We start from the raw sequence: 18,154 nt of genomic DNA on the forward strand, positions 1-18,154 counted from the left end.
TCAACCTTTTGAAAAATTCGTTTGCACCTCTTGAATTGGCCAATATCGCAAATCAACTTTACCGACGACTGTATCAGCTTTTACAAAGCCAAAGTGTCTACTATCCCAGCTCCCGAGCCGGTTATCACCTACTACAAAAATAAACCCAGGTGGCACCAGTTTTTCTTTCGTTAACTCTTCTAATGTAAAGTCGCCTGTTAGTTGCCTTCCGTTTATCTCTTTCTTATACTTCTCTAAATACGGCTCATCAATAAATTGACCGTTTATATATAACTTATCCTGCTTATATTCAATATGATCTCCAGGTAAACCGATAATCCGCTTTACATAGTCCTCTTTTTTATTCGCATGAAATACCACAACGTCAAATCTGTTCAAGTCCCCAACTTGATAACTCACCTTATTTACAACTAGCATATTGCCATCTTGCAATGTCGGCATCATTGACTTCCCCTCTACAACATACGTTGAAAAGAAAAACGTTCGAAAAAATACAGCTAATAATACACCAATTAAAATTGTTCGTATCCACTCCATGCCTTCTTTTTTCAAAGTTTTCTTCATCTGCTTCTCCCCTTATCCTTTAATACTGAAGCTTTCCTTTACAAAGAAGACTATTCTTAATGTAGTTCTAACTTTACTTCGATTTTCTTACCGACATACCATAAAATAAAAATACCAATCGCTACAATAACTGATTTCACCGGATTATGAATAAATGACATTAAATCATGACCGATATACGTTAAAATAAAAATCATCACAAGTTTTCCGAATGCTAACGCTAGACCAAACTGTTTTACACTAATTCGGGATAAACCAGCGACAACATTTATGAGCGCTGACGGTGTAAACGGAAAACAAAATATAACAAAAATCGGTGCGAATCCTTTCCTTTCAATCCACCCCATTGCTTTTCGTACTCTCTCATGCTTATTTACAAACGAAAAGAAACGACTGCGACCAAAATGGCGGATGATGAAAAAGACAAGTAATGCACCCATTACTGATCCAAGCCATGAATAAAGAAAACCGAGCCAAAAGCCAAATGCAACAGCATTCGCCAGTACAAATACGATAAGCGGTAATGCTGGAATCAACGCCTCTATCATCGGTAAACCAATACCAAGAAGTGGTCCGAACGCTTTATAACTCTCAACAATATGATCCATATTTTCTGGTGAAAAATACTCTTTGATTGTCTGAAAATCCATTCTACACTTTACCCCTTTACTCTAAATACTATCCCTACTGTATCATTGCTTATATGAAAGAGGAAATGGTAGATACGACATATGGAGATGTATTTATTAAAGTTTCCATATCTTTCATAAGAATTCCTTCATTATTTAGCTATGATAATCTATCAATATTCGACAGGACGTGTCATTCGTTTTGTTATTTAGATTGTTTTTTTGATTTTTTCGGTAAATGAAATTACAATGGTGATTTTCTAAATATAACAATTACAACTCGGTTTTGCTAATATATCGCCTTACCTACAAAGATTGACTGACAAACAAAAAAAGAATGGGGATTCCCCCATCCTTTCACACTTCGCCTTCCTTTACAAAATACACATTCTCATAAGCGGGTCTTAATGTTGATTCCTCTTTTTTATCAACCTCTTTAAAACAAGGATTCCCTTGTTTTTTCCTACGATCTTCATATTCAGTACGTAATTTCGCTGTACGATTTTGTTGATTTTCAAAACTAGTTTTTGATATCTCTAATTTCACAGCAAAGCCATTTATAAATCTAATAATAAGATTTCCATCTTTTAATTCTTTATTACTTTCAATATAAAAATGAGACAACCAAGCGCACTCTTTTCTAGAGTAAGAATAGGTAGGGAAAAAATAAAGTTGATCTGCTGGACTAATCGCAATCGGTGCTTTATGTGTAATATGAGTTAACTCTTTCGTTCCTTCTTTTCTGCCTAAGAAACTAGAGCCATGCTTGCGGCAACTTCTTTCTATAATATCTAGAGGTTTTTGAAATACGAAAAAAGAATCATTCATTTCAACGACTCGCGTAACAATTTTCTTTTCACTTAGAATAACAGGAAGTAAGGCCATCGTATTTTTCGTTACAACATAATTTTCGACATAGCGTTCCACTTTACTTTCCATACTCCATTATCTCCTTTTTTCCATTTATATTAGCAGCTGCATATATAATTTTAGCATCTATGAAAAGGAAATAGCTTACAAGTTCCGATTTTTTACAATTTTTTATCATTTATCAAACATTTGTTAAATAAAAAAATCACGATATGGTAATGTTTTAATTTTAAAGTTATAAAAACAGCATTTATAATACCTATAAATATTTATTATCCCTTTCTATTTTCACATCATGAAAACAATTAACTTTGCTATAATTAAAATGTAAATCCAATATATGGAGGGCCACTATGGAGGAAAAAGAGATCCAACCATCGATTCAAATGAAAAATAGTAGCGTCATTATCGTGAAAAACTCAGCTAGTATTATATTTGGTTTATTCTTCATTCTGCTATTCTTTGCTAAACCGTTTCGTAAATCAAAATGTCCAGAATGTAAAAAACGTGAGAAGAAAAAATCAGGACAAGAACAATAAAAGACCTTCCTTTATGGAATGCCTTTTTACATTTGTAGTATCATTTTATTTATTCTTCTTCTCCCTAAAAAAACAACTATATTTTCTCCCAAGGTTCCCTACATCTTTTTTGATTTGTAATATGGTCCTTATATAAAACATGAGAAAGAGTATTGGTACTTGTTACCCGCTTTTAATTTTTATTAAACACTTCAAATTTGTACATCTTTATCCATCACTAACAATTCGTTAATTAGTTAACTTTGTAATATAAGTTTTGTATATAATGTCATTCAAAAACACAATATATATAAGTAGCTATTTATAATTACATTGCTTTTTATCGAATTCCAAAAAGGAGCTGTATACTATGGACAAAGAAAATCTCTTAAGCCAGCAGGTTAATAGCATCCCCTCAGATGCTCTGAATACCCCTAGTAAGGAACAAGAACAACTGTTAGAAACATCATCTCAAAACGTACAAAATTCCAACAACAACACTAACAAAAAAGATGTTACTCAAGGTCTATCTGGAAAAGATTTCCCCATTTCAACAGAGAATACAAATTTATAGTTATTTACTATCATACGCAGCAAATACTCTTGCTGAACTAATTCTTCTACAGAAACTAATACGCATTCCAGATAATTTTTCACCCGTTGTAACATAGAAAAAGAGATTTAGATATAAAAACAGGCTCTGAAAAAACTTTCCCCACAACAAAAAAAGGATGGCATTAGCCATCCTTTTTTCCATCATCAACTATAAAATTATAGTTTGATTACGTTTTTAGCTTGAGGTCCACGGTTACCTTCTTCGATTTCGAAGCTAACTTTTTGGCCTTCTTCTAGAGATTTGAAACCTTCAGTTTCGATTGCAGAGAAGTGTACGAATACGTCGTTTTCGCCTGGAACTTCGATGAAACCGAAGCCTTTTTCGTTGTTAAACCATTTTACTTGTCCTGTTACTGCCATGATTATTTCCTCCTAAGAAAATACAAATTTTTAATTTTTTAGTCTTCCTGTCTAAAAAAAGAATCCACACATTATCAAATACGAAACATAAACTAGTTCTCACATACTTTTTCTCGTTCGTTTCCAGCACTTGATAACATATGGATTGCTTAATTTAACTATTCAACTGACATCATCATAGCACATTAAAATAAAATGTACAATCTTTTTCGAAAATAGAATTTCTAATTTTTAGTATTTCTTATAAAATATAATTATCTCTATTCTAAATAAGGAGGAGTTTATGACCAATAAAATTCCTAGAAAAACATTAAAAAGAATTGAAGAGGATATTGAAAATAATAATCTTGGAAAAGCAAGGGATAGATTGCATGGCCTCATCTTTACATACCCAAATGAATTACATCTTCGAAAACAACTCGGAGATATTTATTATAAATTACAATATCCAGAAATGGCTGGACGTTACTGGTATCTAGAGGAGCATAAAGTGAAACTTTAATCAGTGGGGGTTTTGTTTATTCCCCACTGATTATTAGTTGAACCAATCGGGCTTTTACGGGCAGTTGATCCCTCACCTAACTTCTTCGCTTTCGCTAAATTTTGAGGTGGGGGTCTTACTGCCCGTTAATGCGGGATAAAACAGACATTATGCATGAATCATGTTTATTATTTGAAAAATCAATGGGAAATAGTCCTCATCATATTGCACGTGCTTTAAAGTTTAAAGGCGATTCTAACCATATAAAAGGTTTGTATAAAGATCAACCTTTATCTTCAGTGCAGAAGAAAGTAGCAGAGGAGTTAATTTATGAGTATAAAGAAACATGGCAAGATAAGCTAGTTCCTTTTTGCTGTCTAGCATTGCTTGCTTCCCTTCTCTTTTCTGCCGTTGTTGGTTTATTCACTATTTGGAATTGGATTTTTTAATCACAGGGGGAATTTTCACATGTCAAACTACGCTAAAGAAGAAAGGCTAACAGGGGGAAACGTCTCAAGCGTATATCGTTCTGAAAATACTGTTCGGCGAGAGTTAAAGCCAGGCAATGAAAAGATTCATAAGTTATTGCAACATTTAGAGAACAAAAGATTTCATTATGCTCCAAAGTTTTTAGGTGTAGATGAAAAGGATAGAGAGATTTTATCCTTTATTGAAGGAGAAGCTGGCAATTATCCTTTAAAAGAATATATGCGATCTAATAATGTATTAAAAGAAATAGCAAAGATGCTCCGCCTTTACCATGATGCTGTAAGTGATTTTCTGTTATTAGATGATTGGAAACCGATGGATCACACTCCAAATAACATTGAGGTTTTATGTCACAATGATTTTGCCATATATAACATTATTTTTAATAATGAGAAGCCAGTAGGGATTATTGATTTCGATGTTGCTGCTCCTGGTCCAAGACTATGGGATATCGCTTATACACTCTATACTTGTGTGCCTTTAAGTAGAGTGTATTATACAGAATCCGGTGAAGCCGTTCATTATGAATCATCGCAACATGCAGATCGCATTAAAGAGAGAATGAATTTGTTCGTTCAGTCCTATGATAAAAATATGGATGAAGATTACTTAGGAATGGTGTTGCTTCGATTAGAAGGATTATGTACATATATGAAACGAAAAGCGCAAGAAGGCGACTTGAATTTCCAAAGAATGATTGATGAAGGACATCTAGAGCATTATGAGAAAGATATGAAGTTTATTCGTGATCATAGGGCTGAGTGGAGTTGATTTAGTAATAAAGAAAAGGAAGTATCGTTTTTTGCCGACAACTCACTCTCTCTTTTCGAATCGTTTAGAAAATAACAAGGGGCACCCTTCAAAAAGGTGCCCTTCCTTTTATTTCGTAAACTGTGCTTCTTCTGTAGATCCTTTTAACGCTGTCGTTGATGAAGTTCCGCCTGTAATCACTTGTGCTACTTCATCAAAGTAACCTGTTCCTACTTCGCGTTGATGACGTGTTGCAGAGTAGCCATGTTTTTCAGCTGCGAATTCTGCTTGTTGTAGTTCAGAGTATGCTGCCATGCCGCGCTCTTTATAGCCACGTGCTAGTTCAAACATACCGTAATTTAATGAATGGAATCCAGCAAGTGTTACGAATTGGAACTTGTAACCATAAGATGCGATTTCCTTTTGGAAGCTTGCAATTGTTTTTTCATCTAGTTTTTGTTTCCAGTTGAATGAAGGTGAGCAGTTATATGCAAGTAGCTTTCCTGGATGCTCCTTATGAATTGCGTCCGCAAATCGTTTTGCATCTTCTAAATTTGGTTCCGACGTTTCACACCAAACGAGGTCTGCATACGGTGCATACGCTAAACCGCGCGCAATTGCTTGATCAAGACCTGCATTTGTACGGTAAAATCCTTCTGGTGTTCTTTCTCCTGTAATAAATGCTTTATCAACAGGATCGATATCGCTCGTAATTAAATCAGCTGCATCCGCATCTGTTCTTGCAACGATAATTGTCGGCACTCCCATTACATCTGCTGCAAGACGTGCAGAAATTAAATTGCGTACTGCTGTTTGCGTTGGTAGTAGTACTTTTCCGCCTAAATGGCCACATTTTTTCTCTGAAGATAATTGATCTTCAAAATGCACACCTGATGCACCTGCTTCAATCATACCTTTCATCAGTTCGAATACGTTTAATTGTCCGCCAAATCCAGCTTCTGCATCTGCTACAATCGGTACGAAATAGTCTGTATCATCACTTCCTTCCATATGCTGAATTTGATCCGCACGTTGAAGCGTTTGATTAATTCGTTTTACTACAGCAGGTACGCTGTTCGCTGGATATAAACTTTGGTCTGGATACATATGTCCAGAAAGGTTTGCATCTGCTGCTACTTGCCAACCACTTAAGTAAATCGCTTTTAACCCAGCTTTTACTTGTTGCATCGCTTGGTTTCCTGTTAATGCGCCAAGTGCGTTAATATAGTCTTCTGTATGAAGCGATGTCCAAAGCTTCTCAGCACCGCGACGCGCTAACGTATGTTCAATATCAATTGACCCGCGCAGGCGAATTACATCTTCTGCCGAATATGGACGTGTTATCCCTTTCCAACGCTCATCTAATTCCCAGCTTTCTTGTAACTTCTCGATTCTTTCATTTTTCATTTGTTCCATCCCCTTTTCATTTTTTATAAAATTTCATAACCCGGTAATGTTAAAAATGGTACGAATTCATCATTTCGAACGAGATTTGTAAACAACGTTGTCGCCTCTTGGAATCTCCCTTTCTTAAAGGCTTCCTTACCAATCTCTCTTTCTATTTTTGCTAATTCTTCTTCTTTTAGCTCTTCCATTAATTCAAGCGTAATATTACGACCATCATTTAGTTTTCCACCTTCATGACGAATCCATTGCCATACTTGTGCTCTTGAAATTTCAGCTGTTGCCGCATCTTCCATTAAGTTATAAATGGGTGCTGCTCCCCGTCCGCTTAACCAAGATGCAATATATTGAATACCTACGCTAATATTCATGCGAAGGCCCTCTTCTGTAATCGTTCCCACCGGTACCTCTAGTAAATCGTTTTCTGTTACACATATTTCTTCACGTTTTCTAAAAATTTGATTTGGTGTTTTCATAATGTGATTAAACACTTCCATTGCAACCGGTACAAGTCCAGGGTGGGCGACCCAAGTCCCGTCATGACCGTCTAAAGCTTCGCGTTCCTTATCAGCACGCACTTTTTCAAAAGCTGCTTCATTTGCTTCTGGATTATTTTTAATCGGAATTTGTGCCGCCATTCCTCCAATTGCTGGTGCATTACGGCGGTGGCATGTTTGAATTACTTTCAAAGAATACGAACGCATAAATGGCGCCGTCATCGTGACTTGTGCTCTATCTGGTAGTAAGAATTTATTATGATTACGGAAACTCTTTAAAAAGCTAAAAATATAATCCCATCTTCCGCAATTTAAGCCAGCAGAATGATCTTTTAGCTCATATAAAATTTCATCCATTTCAAACGAAGCGTGAATCGTTTCTAGTAACACAGTTGCTTTAATCGTTCCGTTTGGAATGCCGATATATTTTTGAGCAAATACGAATACATCATTCCATAATCTCGCTTCTAAATAACTTTCCATTTTCGGTAAGTAAAAGTATGGGCCGCTCCCTTTTGCTAAAAGAGCTTTCGCATTATGGAAAAAATACAAGCCGAAATCTACTAAACTACCCGACATATTTTTCCCATCAACTTGCATATGCTTTTCCTCTAAATGCCATCCTCTTGGACGTACAATGAGTACAGCTGTTTTCTCATTTAATCTATATTCTTTCCCTTTATCATTTTCATGTGAAATCGTTCCCTTTACTGCATCTCGTAAATTGATTTGCCCTTCAACTGCGTTTTCCCAAGTTGGTGCATTCGAATCTTCAAAATCCGCCATAAAAAGATGCGCTCCTGAATTTAAAGCGTTAATGACCATCTTTCTATCTACCGGTCCAGTAATCTCTACGCGGCGATCCTCTAAGTCTTTTGGCAGCTTGGCAATTGTCCAATCCGCTTCACGTATGTGTTTTGTTTCTTCTAGAAACTTTGGAAACTCCCCTGCATCAATTCTCTTTTGTTTTTCTACACGTTTTTGTAAAAGTTCTATGCGGCGCTCATTAAAATTCTCATGTAGTTCCTTCAAAAAACTAAGCACCTCAGGTGTCAATATTTCGTTGTACGCTGGTAACATTTCTCCAACGAGTGTAACCCGTGAAGTTTGCGTCGACATATTAGCATCCCCTTCTTAAACTGTTTTATAACAGATTTGATTTCATGTTTTATATTATATAACAAATCTTCAGAAAAGGAAGTTTTTTTTGAAAATTCATTTCATTTTTTTTCAAAACGCCATTCTTTCGCGCTTTATTTCATACAAAAAAGGCCGCTGTTATACAACAACGACCTTTTTGTATTATTTTTAAATTTCACTTTGACTAGTTAAACTTTATTACTGCCCTTGTTCCATATCATGCAATATTGCTCTATGTAAAAACTGTGCGTATTGTTCTCTCGTTACCTTCATAGACGGACCGAATTTACCTTCTCCGATTCCCATTGTAATACCATTTGTTTGTACTGCACTAATTGCATTCGTTGCCCATGAATTTGCTGAAACATCATTAAAGTTATGAGATCCCTTCGCCTGTAAGTCAAAAGCATTCGTAAGAACTTGTGCCATTTCCGCACGCGTTAACGTCGCCTTCGGTCTAAAGTTTCCATTCTCGTCTCCCTGGAAAATTCCCATTTCCGTTAAAGCCAATATCTCCTCGATAAAGCTTGTTGAATTTTCATCAATATCTCCATATGGGTTTTCATATTCATCTTGTTCTTCCATATCAAACACACGGTAAATTAAAGCTGCAACTTGCTCACGTGTTACATTATCCCCAAAACCGAATATTCCATCGCCATATCCCAAAATAATTTCTTGTTCCGCTAATTCATGAATTGCCTCATATGCCCAATGTCCTTTTGGTACATCTTTAAATACAATTGTATTTGTTTTTTGCAACGGTGCACTTTCCGCTTTTACACTGTTACTCTCTGCTGAGAATAACACCCCACCCATAATTGTTAATGCTGTAGCTGTTTTTAATAATTTTTTGCTCATCAAATTATCTCCCCAATATGTATATGTTTTTTTAAAAATATACAGAATAAATGGTATAGTGACAATATATTTTTCGACACATTTCGTGACGGTTTTGTGAATCATATTACACATCATGTCTTTTTCATCGGGTTGATTATAAAGCTTGTGTATAACCATAAAAAATACATAAATTCGAATAATAATTCTTTTTAAACAAACAAAAAAGCACAAATATTTCTATTTGTGCTTTCATATTTCACTCTACTTCCAATCCTCTTTCAAATGATAATTAATAATCGCATTATTAATAAACTGAGCATATTGTTCTCTAGGTACAGGGCGATTTAATTCATACATGTCATTCCCAGTTCCTCTCACAACATTATTAGATTGTAACGCACTAATTGCATCTTCTGCCCAGTGGCCTTTTGGAATATCTTTAAATGTATGTTTTTGTTTCGTTTCAAAATGAAATGCTCGTTTTAAAATGACAGCCATTTCCGCTCTAGAGATTGGTGCTTTCGGCCTAAAATCCCCTTGGCCATCCCCTGAAAAAACACCACGTTTTGTTAACGCCAAAATTTCCTTTTTAAAAGTTGTTGTACTATCAGAAACATCTTTATATGGATTCGCTACTGGCCCTTCTTCTTTTATCTCAAGTGTTCTGTAAATAGTCCCAGCTACTTGTTCACGTGTTATAAGATCGCCAACACCATACTTCCCGTTTCCATACCCTAATATAATTTTATGATATGCTAAGTCCATAATAGCATCATATGCCCAAAATCCGTATGGAACATCTTCAAACACAATCATTTGTGGATACTCTTCCGCTTTTACAGGCGTCACATTCGTCCCTGCAAATATACCTCCTGCCATTGTCGCAATCATCATTACACCCAATATTTTTTTCTTCATTGTCCTCTCTCCCTATTTCATTCAAATAAAATGAACTTCATTGTTTCAGGAGTATTATTTTTTGGTGAATGTAAGATAAAATGTAAATCTTCTAGAAGAAATATTTCCACTACCTTTCTGCTTTATACTCCCTTCTTTCTTTTTCAAAAAGGAAGTTGTCACATCTAAGGTGTTATATACTAAAACATTCTACAATCTCTTTATAAACTCCTTTTCACTTTACAACTTCCCTTTATTGGCACCTAAAGGAGATAGGCTACTATATTCATGGTTTATATTTCAGGGGTAGCATTTTTCGCTGAATTTTGAGGTGGGGGTCTTACTGCCCAGCAAATAACGAGATAAAAAAATCATCCTTTTTTCTTAAAAGAGGATGATTTTTTATCTTTATTAACACTCAAATATGCTACTACTTTTGAAGAGTAAATTGGGCAACTATTTGTTTTAGTTTTCCTGCTGCGTTATGCATATGTTCAATTGAAACCGAAATCTCTTGAACAGATTTTTCCTGCTGTTGAATAGACTCTTTTACCCTATCAGTTCGGTCAGATGATCTTTGGGAAATTTGAGCCATGTCTTCTGCAGAAGCCGAGATTTCCTCACTACTCGCTGCAATTTCATCTGTAGACATAGATACCGTTTGAATTTGCTCAGATACTTGCTGTACTTTTTCTGTAATTGTTCCAAATACTTTTTCTGTATGCATTACTACTTGTGTACCTGCCTGTACCTCATTATCTACTTTCCCCATCATATGTACCGTATGGTTCGTTGTTCCCATAACTTGAGTAATAAGATTCTCAATTTGTTTTGCAGAATCACTAGATTGTTCTGCTAATTTCCGCACTTCATCTGCCACAATTGCAAATCCTCTACCACTTTCACCAGCACGTGCAGCCTCAATTGCGGCGTTTAATGCTAATAAGTTAATCTGGGAGGTAATACCTTGCATAACATCAATGATTTTAACAATTTCTTCTGATTGTTCTTTCATAGTCTCTACTTGTTTCACACCGCTATGTACCGAATTTTGGATTGTATCCATCTGTTGAATCATTTGTTTCATTAATTTGTTACCACTCTCTGCATCTAATGCTGATTGAGCAGATAATTCATTTACAGAGGATGATGTATTGACTATACTCTGCATTCCTTGTGTCAACTCTTCCATCGCACCCGCAGTTTGTTCCATTGCTTGCATTTGACTCTCTGCGCCATTTGCGACTTCTTCAATATCCATAGTGATTTTTTTGGCTGCACTACTAGATACTTCTGACGCAGATGCTACTCCGTCTGCATGTTGAAATAGAAGCTGAATATTATTCTCTACTTCTTGCATATTTGTTCTTAGCCCTGCAATCATCTCATTAAAATTACTTACTAATACACCTAATTCATCCTTAGCAGTATAATCACCATGTACAGTTAAATCTCCTTCTTTCGCTCTTTCCATCATACGACTAACCGTTTGTAAAGGAGCAACTATAAGCTTGCTAATAATATAACTTACTATACATATAACGATTGTAGTAACTACTACAAGAATGATAAAGGTAATAACGGAACGATCAATCATTTTTTGCGAATCTTTAAATACTTGGTCAGCTAAATTTGAAACATACGATTCTAGATCCACTGCATAACCAGCTAACTCTATTCCCTTCGGTTTTAATTCCTTCTGAAATTCATTTACCATTTGCGGCTCGTTTGTTGCCTTCGCCTTTTCAAATAATTTCTTATATGTATCTTTATAACTTGGTAAAGATTTCTTCATCTTCTGAAACAGTTCATCCTCTTGCTTACTTAAATTAAAACCATCATCATATTCTTTTAATAAAGAATCATATTTTTTAAGATCCTTTTCAATATTATCAATTATTCCCTCTTTATTTGCCACTTCATTTTGTGATGCCGTAATTAACTCTAATAAGTTATATTCTAGTGAATTTTGTGTGCGAAGCATTCCTTCTAATAAAATTGCAGAATATTGATAATCATCTACTACAACCTCTGTATCGTGCTTAATCTTATTAATAGAATGAATTGCTACACTGCTTATAATTACCATACCTAAAACTGCTAATGAAATAAGCGCTAATAATTTATATTTCACTTTTAAATTTTGTAAAAAATACATTTTTTCACCTTTATTCCTTTATATATAGATTTTTAGAATTTTATAGCTTATTATTTACAAAATCGCAATAAAAAGCAATGATAAATATTCCCAATATGAAACTTATATCTCTATAAAAAAAAGTAGCATAATAGCTACTCCTTTTTTCTTTGTTTCTCATATTGTTCAAACGTATGAATTCTTTCAAAAATTGGTGGATGCGTGTATAAGAAAAATTTCACTAACGCAGGCGGATTTACTTGGCTTAAACTTGTTTTTGATAAATATTGAAAAGTTTTCACACCAGATTTTCCGTCCTTCGTCATATTTAAAGCATATTGATCTGCCGCTCTTTCTTCTATACGTGAAACATAGTTTGTTGCTGGTTGTGCTGCAAAAGAGAGTATAGAAGAAATTAAGAAAAATAAAGGTAAAATGGAGAAACATGCCACTTTTGAAATTTGCAATGTATCTCCCCATTTGCGAATACACATATTTATAATACGACTAATTAAAAACATACCTATAAACGATAGCAATACATAACTTGCAACGCCAAAATATATATGTTTCATAACATAATGCCCCATTTCATGGGCCATGATAAATAAAATCTCTTTATCTTTTAACTGCTTAAGCGTTGTATCCCACATTACAATACGGGCGTTAGGGCCAATTCCTGTTACGTAAGCATTTAATGCATTCGTTTTTTCTGACATATTTACTTCATATACGTGTTTAGCAGGAATGTCCGCTTTGTCTGCTATCGCTAAAATTTTCGTTTCTAATTCTTTATTTTTCAGCGTCGAGAAGTCGTTATAAAGCGGATCAATAACGACAGGCTGTATGAATGTTAAAAAGATTGTAAATGGAACAGAGAGCGCCCATCCTGCGAGCCACCATCTCTTCGGAAATTTACGGATAAGCCATAATAGAACGGTAACTACGATTAACATAGTCGCATAACTTTCCCAAAAACCGATAACATGATCTTTTATCCAGCTTTGTGTACTTTGCGTTGAAATGCCGTAATCAACGGACACTTTCCGGCCAATCCATTGCATCGGTAAGGCAAGCACTGTTGTCAGTAATGATAAATAAAAGAAATAAATCGCAACTTGCAAAACACTTATTTTAGTCGTTTCCTTCGACCATTTCTCAAACTTTCTTGAAATACCTAGCACAAGTACAAACAATAAAATAATCCATTCAAGAGGCGTCGCTAAAAAGTATAGTAAATTTTTCACGCGCGAATAATCTTGGCTTAGCGTAAGCTCTCTCGCACTCATAAACGTTTCTGGATCTGCACTCGTTCCCTTATACATGTCCGGAATAAGTTCATGATTCCATCCAAATAAATACCAATATATAAGTAACGCAAATCCAACGTACAAAAAAAGCGACCAACCGATAACCTTCCTCACGCTATTCCCTCCTCTATGCTGCCTGTCTATTATTATTGTAAGTTCATACACGCTAAATTAGAACAAGCTTATTATGTGAATTGCTCTGGATCTTTTTATTTACATAAAAAAACTCTTCTACATAAGAAGAGTTTTACCTATCTTTAAACACTTTCTTCGGTTCATAATCCGGAATAAGAATCGCACTTACAAACCAGCACGTACCCTACTTGCTTTTTAGATAACATAAAAAGCCTCTTTAAGGAAGTACATCTATTAATAAACTAAAATCTTGTAAAGAGAAAGAACTATATTTCATAATACCCTGTACAGCTAAAAGTAAAACAAGACCGATCACACACATATAGTTAACGCTTTCTTCATTCTTTTTTTCAGTAACGACTCCACCACTTATACATAAAATCCCCAACAAATGGAGCGCTAAATACATGAAAAAATAAGCTTCCTCCCAGCGCAAAATAACATTCACTGTCGTTATTAACACTAGACTAAGTAAAATCAAATAAAAAAACTTATTTGATGATATCGTTTCATTCATATAATTTTATACATCCCTTTCAAATTTCGAATTAATGATGTTTCAAAGCTATAAAGTAAATGATTGTTTTTATACCATAAAACAAAAGGAAAGCCACCATTACTTTCTCGAATACTTTATGAATCCACATATACTTCTCTTCATTCTTTTTGAAGATGCGCTTCATCATTTCTTCTACAATTAGATCAAATATTAGTAAAACCCCGAACACAATAAGAAGAGAAATAATATTTTCTTTTAAATGAGTACTAGAAAATACGTAATACTCTGGAAACACAATCGTATCTACTACAGGTTGAAGCCAATGACAAACGCTTTTATCACACATATCTGTAATAGACGTAGAATCTATAATGTCTTTTAATATTTTTTCAACCGTCTTCTTCATCTTATTTACTCCCGACTACATCTGAAAAGCTCTTTTTCTGCTCTGCATATATAACTGGCACTTCTTTACTCCAATATTTGCGATTAACAAATAAAAAGATAAGTACTAAGTTTAATCCTGTTATAAAAATAATAAGTCCAGGAAAGAATGTCGTATAACTTGAGAAATCGGCAAAACTCATAATTTTTTCTCTACTTATTAGAAAAGACGCACCTATTACAAATGCATTGTTTAACATATGTATTGCAATTGGCATGAGTAAACTTTTCGTACGAATATATACGATTGACAATACGATGCTGAATATGGCTGCACCGAGGAAATCAACATGTAACAACGCAAACAATATTGCTACAACGATGGTCGCTATGCTCGTTCCCCATTTTGTTGCAAAACGTTGAAGTAAAAATCCGCGAAAAACAAATTCCCCGATAATTGGTGCGATGAATACGACCCTAATGACTTGAGATACATATCCCCCAGTACTATCTACAATTGGTTCATGCAGGGCGTTCATAATAAAGTCCGGTGTAATCCATGCAAAACTATACATATACAAAATAAGATACCCGTAACTAAACATGCATAACATAACCGTAATGTATAAAACTTGTACCAAGTTAAATGTTTCATTTTTATTAACAAATAATGAAAATGAAATGTGGTGCTTTCTATACTCATAAGAAATCCATACCATCGGAAGGATATAGAATATAAGGATATTTATAAAAGAAGAATTTTGTATATGAAATATACTTGTTAGCAAATCGCCACTACTTCTCGCTATTAAAATTAATAGTGCAAATACAATTAAAAAATATCTAGCTCGCATCACTTGAAACGGGTTCACACTCATCTCCTCCCCTATGTTACTTTTATCATATCATTTGATTCTTAATTTTTTGCGAAAGAAAACCTTAAAATTTCCTTAAAAATTCCATAAGTTACAAAATGATGATATGATATTCGAGAAAATTAGGAGGGATGTTTATGTACCAAGCAAATATTTTACTCGTTGATGATGAAACAGCAATTTTACAATTACTAACTACCATTCTTGAAAAAGAAGGCTTTTCTCATATTACAACTGCAACATCAGCTGAAATGGCTTTATCTCTAACTAAGCAAAACAATTACGATTTAATTATTTTAGATGTAATGCTTCCTGGACAATCTGGTTTTGATATTTGTCCAATCATTCGCCAACAAACAGATTGTCCAATTTTCTTCCTATCAGCAAAAGCATCTGATTTAGATAAAATATCCGGATTTTCATACGGTGCAGATGATTATATTACGAAACCATTTAATCCATTAGAAGTAGTAGCACGCATGAAAGCACAGCTTCGGAGACATATGAAACAAACCGTACCACACGAACAAAAATCACACTCGATTTCATTTGGAAGATTTGAAATTGATCAGCACTCTGCAGAACTAACAGTAGATGGGCACATTGTCGAATGCTCCGCTCAACTCTTTCAACTACTACTCTTCTTTTGCGAGAATCCGAACTACGTATTTTCGAAAGAGGAAATATACGAAAAAGTTTGGGGAGCACCTGCCTATAATGGCGATGACAACACTGTTATGGTCCACATTCGAAAACTACGTGAAAAAATTGAACATGATCCAAGTAAACCAGAATATATAAAAACCGTTCGCGGGCTTGGTTATAAGTTCGTTACAAAATAGGGTGACGATATGAATTTTAATAAACGACTTATTATTCAATTTATCATGCAACACGTTTTTGTTTTAGTTACATTACTTATCGCTGTAGTTGCTGCTTTTACTTATTTAATTTTTCTTCTTACTAGTACTTTATACGAACCTAACATTCCAGATTCTGATAGTTTTACAATTTCAAGATACATCTCTTCAGAAGATGGGCATATTTCGTTACAATCTGAAGTGCAAGATTTAATAAAGGAGAAAAATGATTGGCTCCAAGTTGTAGATGAAAACGGAAAAATCCTCTACCACTTTAATACACCAAATGATGTTCCGAATGCTTATACGAAGACATCTTTAGTCGCATATATACAACATCATATCGAAAGTAATTATAAATTTACATATTGGGAAATTGAATTAGAAGAAAAGAAAGTACTTGTTATTTATGGTGGTATGTTAAAAAGCAATGCGTTACTGACAGCAATTCAAAAGGATCACTCCTCTTTAACGATGGATTCGTTCACATTAACAGATCAAGAAAAACAGTTACTGTCTAAAGAAAAAGCAGCACTTCAAATATTTAATCAAAATGGCGAAGAGTTTTTTGCCTATCCAGCTGGAAAGAAAAAAACATTTTCAGCAATACAAATCGCCCTTAATGAAAAAGAACCGTGGAATCATAAAGAAAATACGTCTAGCTTTTACGATGCAAATAGTGGCAACCTTCTCGTTGTAACTGCAAAAAATGAGCACTACTATCCAGGTGACGAAATTGAAGATGTATTTACTAAGAAGTTTCTCATCGGATGCGGATTAATCCTTCTTATCGTATTTGTTTATTTAGTCATTCTTTCTATTTGGTACGGTAATAAATTCGGGAAACCGTTATTACATGCGATGCGCTGGCTTAAAAATATCGCTGGTGGAAAGTATGAAGAACCTATTAGTAAAAAAGGAAAACCCGTCAGGTTCCGGCGATCTGGTAAAGAAAAATGGTCATTTCGTTTGTTTAGAGATGTAACAAGTTCACTAGAACACCTTTCTATTACACTCAAAAAAAATGATGCGATGAGGCAAGTACTCCAGCAAACACGAGAAGAATGGATTACCGGTCTAACGCATGATTTAAAAACACCACTTAGCTCTATATATGGCTACGCATTATTACTCGAATCGAATCAATATAACTGGACTGATCGTGATATTCAGCAATTTGGTAGTGTTATGAAAGAGAAATCTCAATATATGACGACATTAATTGATGATTTAAGCTTAACGTATCAATTAAAAAATAACAGCCTTCCTGCCCAACACGTAAACGTTGAAATCAATCAGTTCGTTCAAAAAGTGTTATTGCAATTTATTAACAATCCAACACTCCAAAATCAAAATATTGAATTCGTACCGAGCTCAAATAAAATTCAATATTTCATTGAAGAAAAATGGTTCCAGCGTATTATCGAAAACTTACTCGTAAATGCTGTAAAACATAATAACGAAACAACTACTGTCATCGTAAAATTATCACAAAACGCTAATTCCTTTACACTCTCCATTTCAGATGACGGAAAAGGAATGGATGAAAAAACGAAAGAACTTCTATTTGAACGATATTACCGCGGAACAAACACAGAAGAAAGCAACATCGGAACTGGACTTGGCCTAGCCATTACAAAACAGCTCGTTCATGCTCATAACGGAACAATTTCCGTTGATAGTGCACTCGGAAAAGGAACGACGATTATTCTTGTATTTCCGTTTCGTTCGTAGGAAAGACGCTATGTGGCGTCTTTTTTCTTCCCTGGAATAATTTTACTGTAATTGAAATTATGTGGATCGTTTTTTTTGAGGTGTTTTAGAGGTATATGAAATTATATCGGCGATTTTTTGAATATATCAGCGCAACTCGAATTATATCAGCGATTTTCTAGAT

The 18,154-nt window shown here is 34.6% G+C and carries 18 protein-coding genes and 3 pseudogenes; 7 read left to right on the forward strand and 14 right to left on the reverse strand.

Going from position 1 to position 18,154, the window contains the following annotated elements:
- The 3 genes from lepB to ACTFSL_RS03465 form a co-directional block, all read right to left on the reverse strand.
- Positions 1–564: a signal peptidase I gene (gene lepB / locus ACTFSL_RS03455; RefSeq protein WP_000751919.1), complete on the reverse strand. Its 564-nt coding sequence runs from the start codon at positions 562–564 to the stop codon at positions 1–3.
- A gap of 56 nt (positions 565–620) precedes the next feature.
- Complete coding sequence (locus tag ACTFSL_RS03460) at positions 621–1,214, reverse strand: TVP38/TMEM64 family protein (protein WP_000347517.1); 594 nt, start codon at positions 1,212–1,214, stop codon at positions 621–623.
- Positions 1,215–1,550: 336 nt separating this feature from the next.
- Entirely contained in the window at positions 1,551–2,132 is a 582-nt protein-coding gene (locus ACTFSL_RS03465) for a competence protein ComK (RefSeq protein WP_440041164.1), read from the reverse strand.
- Positions 2,133–2,416: 284 nt separating this feature from the next.
- Between ACTFSL_RS03465 and ACTFSL_RS03470 the strand changes: the two genes are divergently transcribed.
- Together ACTFSL_RS03470 and ACTFSL_RS03475 are read left to right on the forward strand one after the other, a co-directional pair.
- Entirely contained in the window at positions 2,417–2,602 is a 186-nt protein-coding gene (locus ACTFSL_RS03470) for a hypothetical protein (RefSeq protein WP_000391373.1), read from the forward strand.
- Between the two features lie 349 nt (positions 2,603–2,951).
- A complete protein-coding gene (locus ACTFSL_RS03475) occupies positions 2,952–3,155 on the forward strand; it encodes a hypothetical protein (RefSeq protein ID WP_000356916.1) in 204 nt (67 codons plus the stop codon).
- A 197-nt stretch (positions 3,156–3,352) separates the two neighbouring features.
- Here ACTFSL_RS03475 and cspA read toward each other — a convergent pair whose 3' ends face one another.
- The gene (gene cspA, locus ACTFSL_RS03480) at positions 3,353–3,556 is read right to left on the reverse strand and encodes an RNA chaperone/antiterminator CspA (RefSeq protein WP_000301522.1); all 204 of its coding nucleotides are present in this window, start codon (positions 3,554–3,556) and stop codon (positions 3,353–3,355) included.
- 283 nt (positions 3,557–3,839) lie between these two features.
- On the opposite strand from cspA, the pseudogene ACTFSL_RS03485 reads away from it, so the two are divergent.
- The 3 genes and pseudogenes from ACTFSL_RS03485 to ACTFSL_RS03495 form a co-directional block, all read left to right on the forward strand.
- Positions 3,840–4,043, forward strand: a pseudogene (locus ACTFSL_RS03485) (DUF6584 family protein); the annotation flags it as partial.
- Positions 4,044–4,195: 152 nt separating this feature from the next.
- Positions 4,196–4,486 (forward strand): annotated as a pseudogene (locus ACTFSL_RS03490) (DUF6584 family protein); the annotation flags it as partial.
- A gap of 19 nt (positions 4,487–4,505) precedes the next feature.
- Positions 4,506–5,297 carry a phosphotransferase gene (locus ACTFSL_RS03495; protein ID WP_440041166.1) on the forward strand — a complete coding sequence of 264 codons (792 nt, stop codon included), beginning with the start codon at positions 4,506–4,508 and terminating at the stop codon, positions 5,295–5,297.
- A gap of 108 nt (positions 5,298–5,405) precedes the next feature.
- Here ACTFSL_RS03495 and aceA read toward each other — a convergent pair whose 3' ends face one another.
- The 10 genes and pseudogenes from aceA to ACTFSL_RS03545 all read right to left on the reverse strand — a co-directional run bounded on the left by aceA (position 5,406) and on the right by ACTFSL_RS03545 (position 15,394).
- Positions 5,406–6,683 carry an isocitrate lyase gene (gene aceA / locus ACTFSL_RS03500; RefSeq protein ID WP_000787346.1) on the reverse strand — a complete coding sequence of 426 codons (1,278 nt, stop codon included), beginning with the start codon at positions 6,681–6,683 and terminating at the stop codon, positions 5,406–5,408.
- 23 nt (positions 6,684–6,706) lie between these two features.
- Complete coding sequence (gene aceB / locus ACTFSL_RS03505; RefSeq protein WP_000107337.1) at positions 6,707–8,296, reverse strand: malate synthase A; 1,590 nt, start codon at positions 8,294–8,296, stop codon at positions 6,707–6,709.
- 219 nt (positions 8,297–8,515) lie between these two features.
- Positions 8,516–9,283 carry an S-layer homology domain-containing protein gene (locus ACTFSL_RS03510; RefSeq protein WP_113304420.1) on the reverse strand — a complete coding sequence of 256 codons (768 nt, stop codon included), beginning with the start codon at positions 9,281–9,283 and terminating at the stop codon, positions 8,516–8,518.
- A 138-nt stretch (positions 9,284–9,421) separates the two neighbouring features.
- Positions 9,422–10,078 carry an S-layer homology domain-containing protein gene (locus tag ACTFSL_RS03515; RefSeq protein ID WP_000727101.1) on the reverse strand — a complete coding sequence of 219 codons (657 nt, stop codon included), beginning with the start codon at positions 10,076–10,078 and terminating at the stop codon, positions 9,422–9,424.
- A 409-nt stretch (positions 10,079–10,487) separates the two neighbouring features.
- Positions 10,488–11,441: a methyl-accepting chemotaxis protein gene (locus tag ACTFSL_RS03520; RefSeq protein WP_409193940.1), complete on the reverse strand. Its 954-nt coding sequence runs from the start codon at positions 11,439–11,441 to the stop codon at positions 10,488–10,490.
- Positions 11,436–12,215 (reverse strand): annotated as a pseudogene (locus tag ACTFSL_RS03525) (MCP four helix bundle domain-containing protein); the annotation flags it as partial. The gene ACTFSL_RS03520 and the pseudogene ACTFSL_RS03525, both read right to left, overlap by 6 nt.
- Positions 12,216–12,349: 134 nt before the next feature.
- A complete protein-coding gene (locus ACTFSL_RS03530; protein ID WP_440041169.1) occupies positions 12,350–13,618 on the reverse strand; it encodes a M48 family metallopeptidase in 1,269 nt (422 codons plus the stop codon).
- A 238-nt stretch (positions 13,619–13,856) separates the two neighbouring features.
- The gene (locus ACTFSL_RS03535) at positions 13,857–14,156 is read right to left on the reverse strand and encodes a DUF2101 family protein (protein WP_001006050.1); all 300 of its coding nucleotides are present in this window, start codon (positions 14,154–14,156) and stop codon (positions 13,857–13,859) included.
- A gap of 31 nt (positions 14,157–14,187) precedes the next feature.
- Positions 14,188–14,544: a hypothetical protein gene (locus ACTFSL_RS03540; RefSeq protein WP_000754336.1), complete on the reverse strand. Its 357-nt coding sequence runs from the start codon at positions 14,542–14,544 to the stop codon at positions 14,188–14,190.
- A 1-nt stretch (position 14,545) separates the two neighbouring features.
- A complete protein-coding gene (locus ACTFSL_RS03545) occupies positions 14,546–15,394 on the reverse strand; it encodes a CPBP family intramembrane glutamic endopeptidase (RefSeq protein WP_001067988.1) in 849 nt (282 codons plus the stop codon).
- A 140-nt stretch (positions 15,395–15,534) separates the two neighbouring features.
- Between ACTFSL_RS03545 and ACTFSL_RS03550 the strand changes: the two genes are divergently transcribed.
- The gene (locus ACTFSL_RS03550; protein WP_000283871.1) at positions 15,535–16,239 is read left to right on the forward strand and encodes a response regulator transcription factor; all 705 of its coding nucleotides are present in this window, start codon (positions 15,535–15,537) and stop codon (positions 16,237–16,239) included.
- Positions 16,240–16,248: 9 nt separating this feature from the next.
- A complete protein-coding gene (locus ACTFSL_RS03555) occupies positions 16,249–17,991 on the forward strand; it encodes a sensor histidine kinase (RefSeq protein ID WP_001010444.1) in 1,743 nt (580 codons plus the stop codon).
- Positions 17,992–18,154 lie beyond the last annotated feature (163 nt).

It is taken from the genome of Bacillus cereus group sp. MYBK108-1 (assembly GCF_051917185.1).
In the GTDB taxonomy this organism is placed as follows: Bacteria; Bacillota; Bacilli; order Bacillales; family Bacillaceae_G; genus Bacillus_A; species Bacillus_A cereus.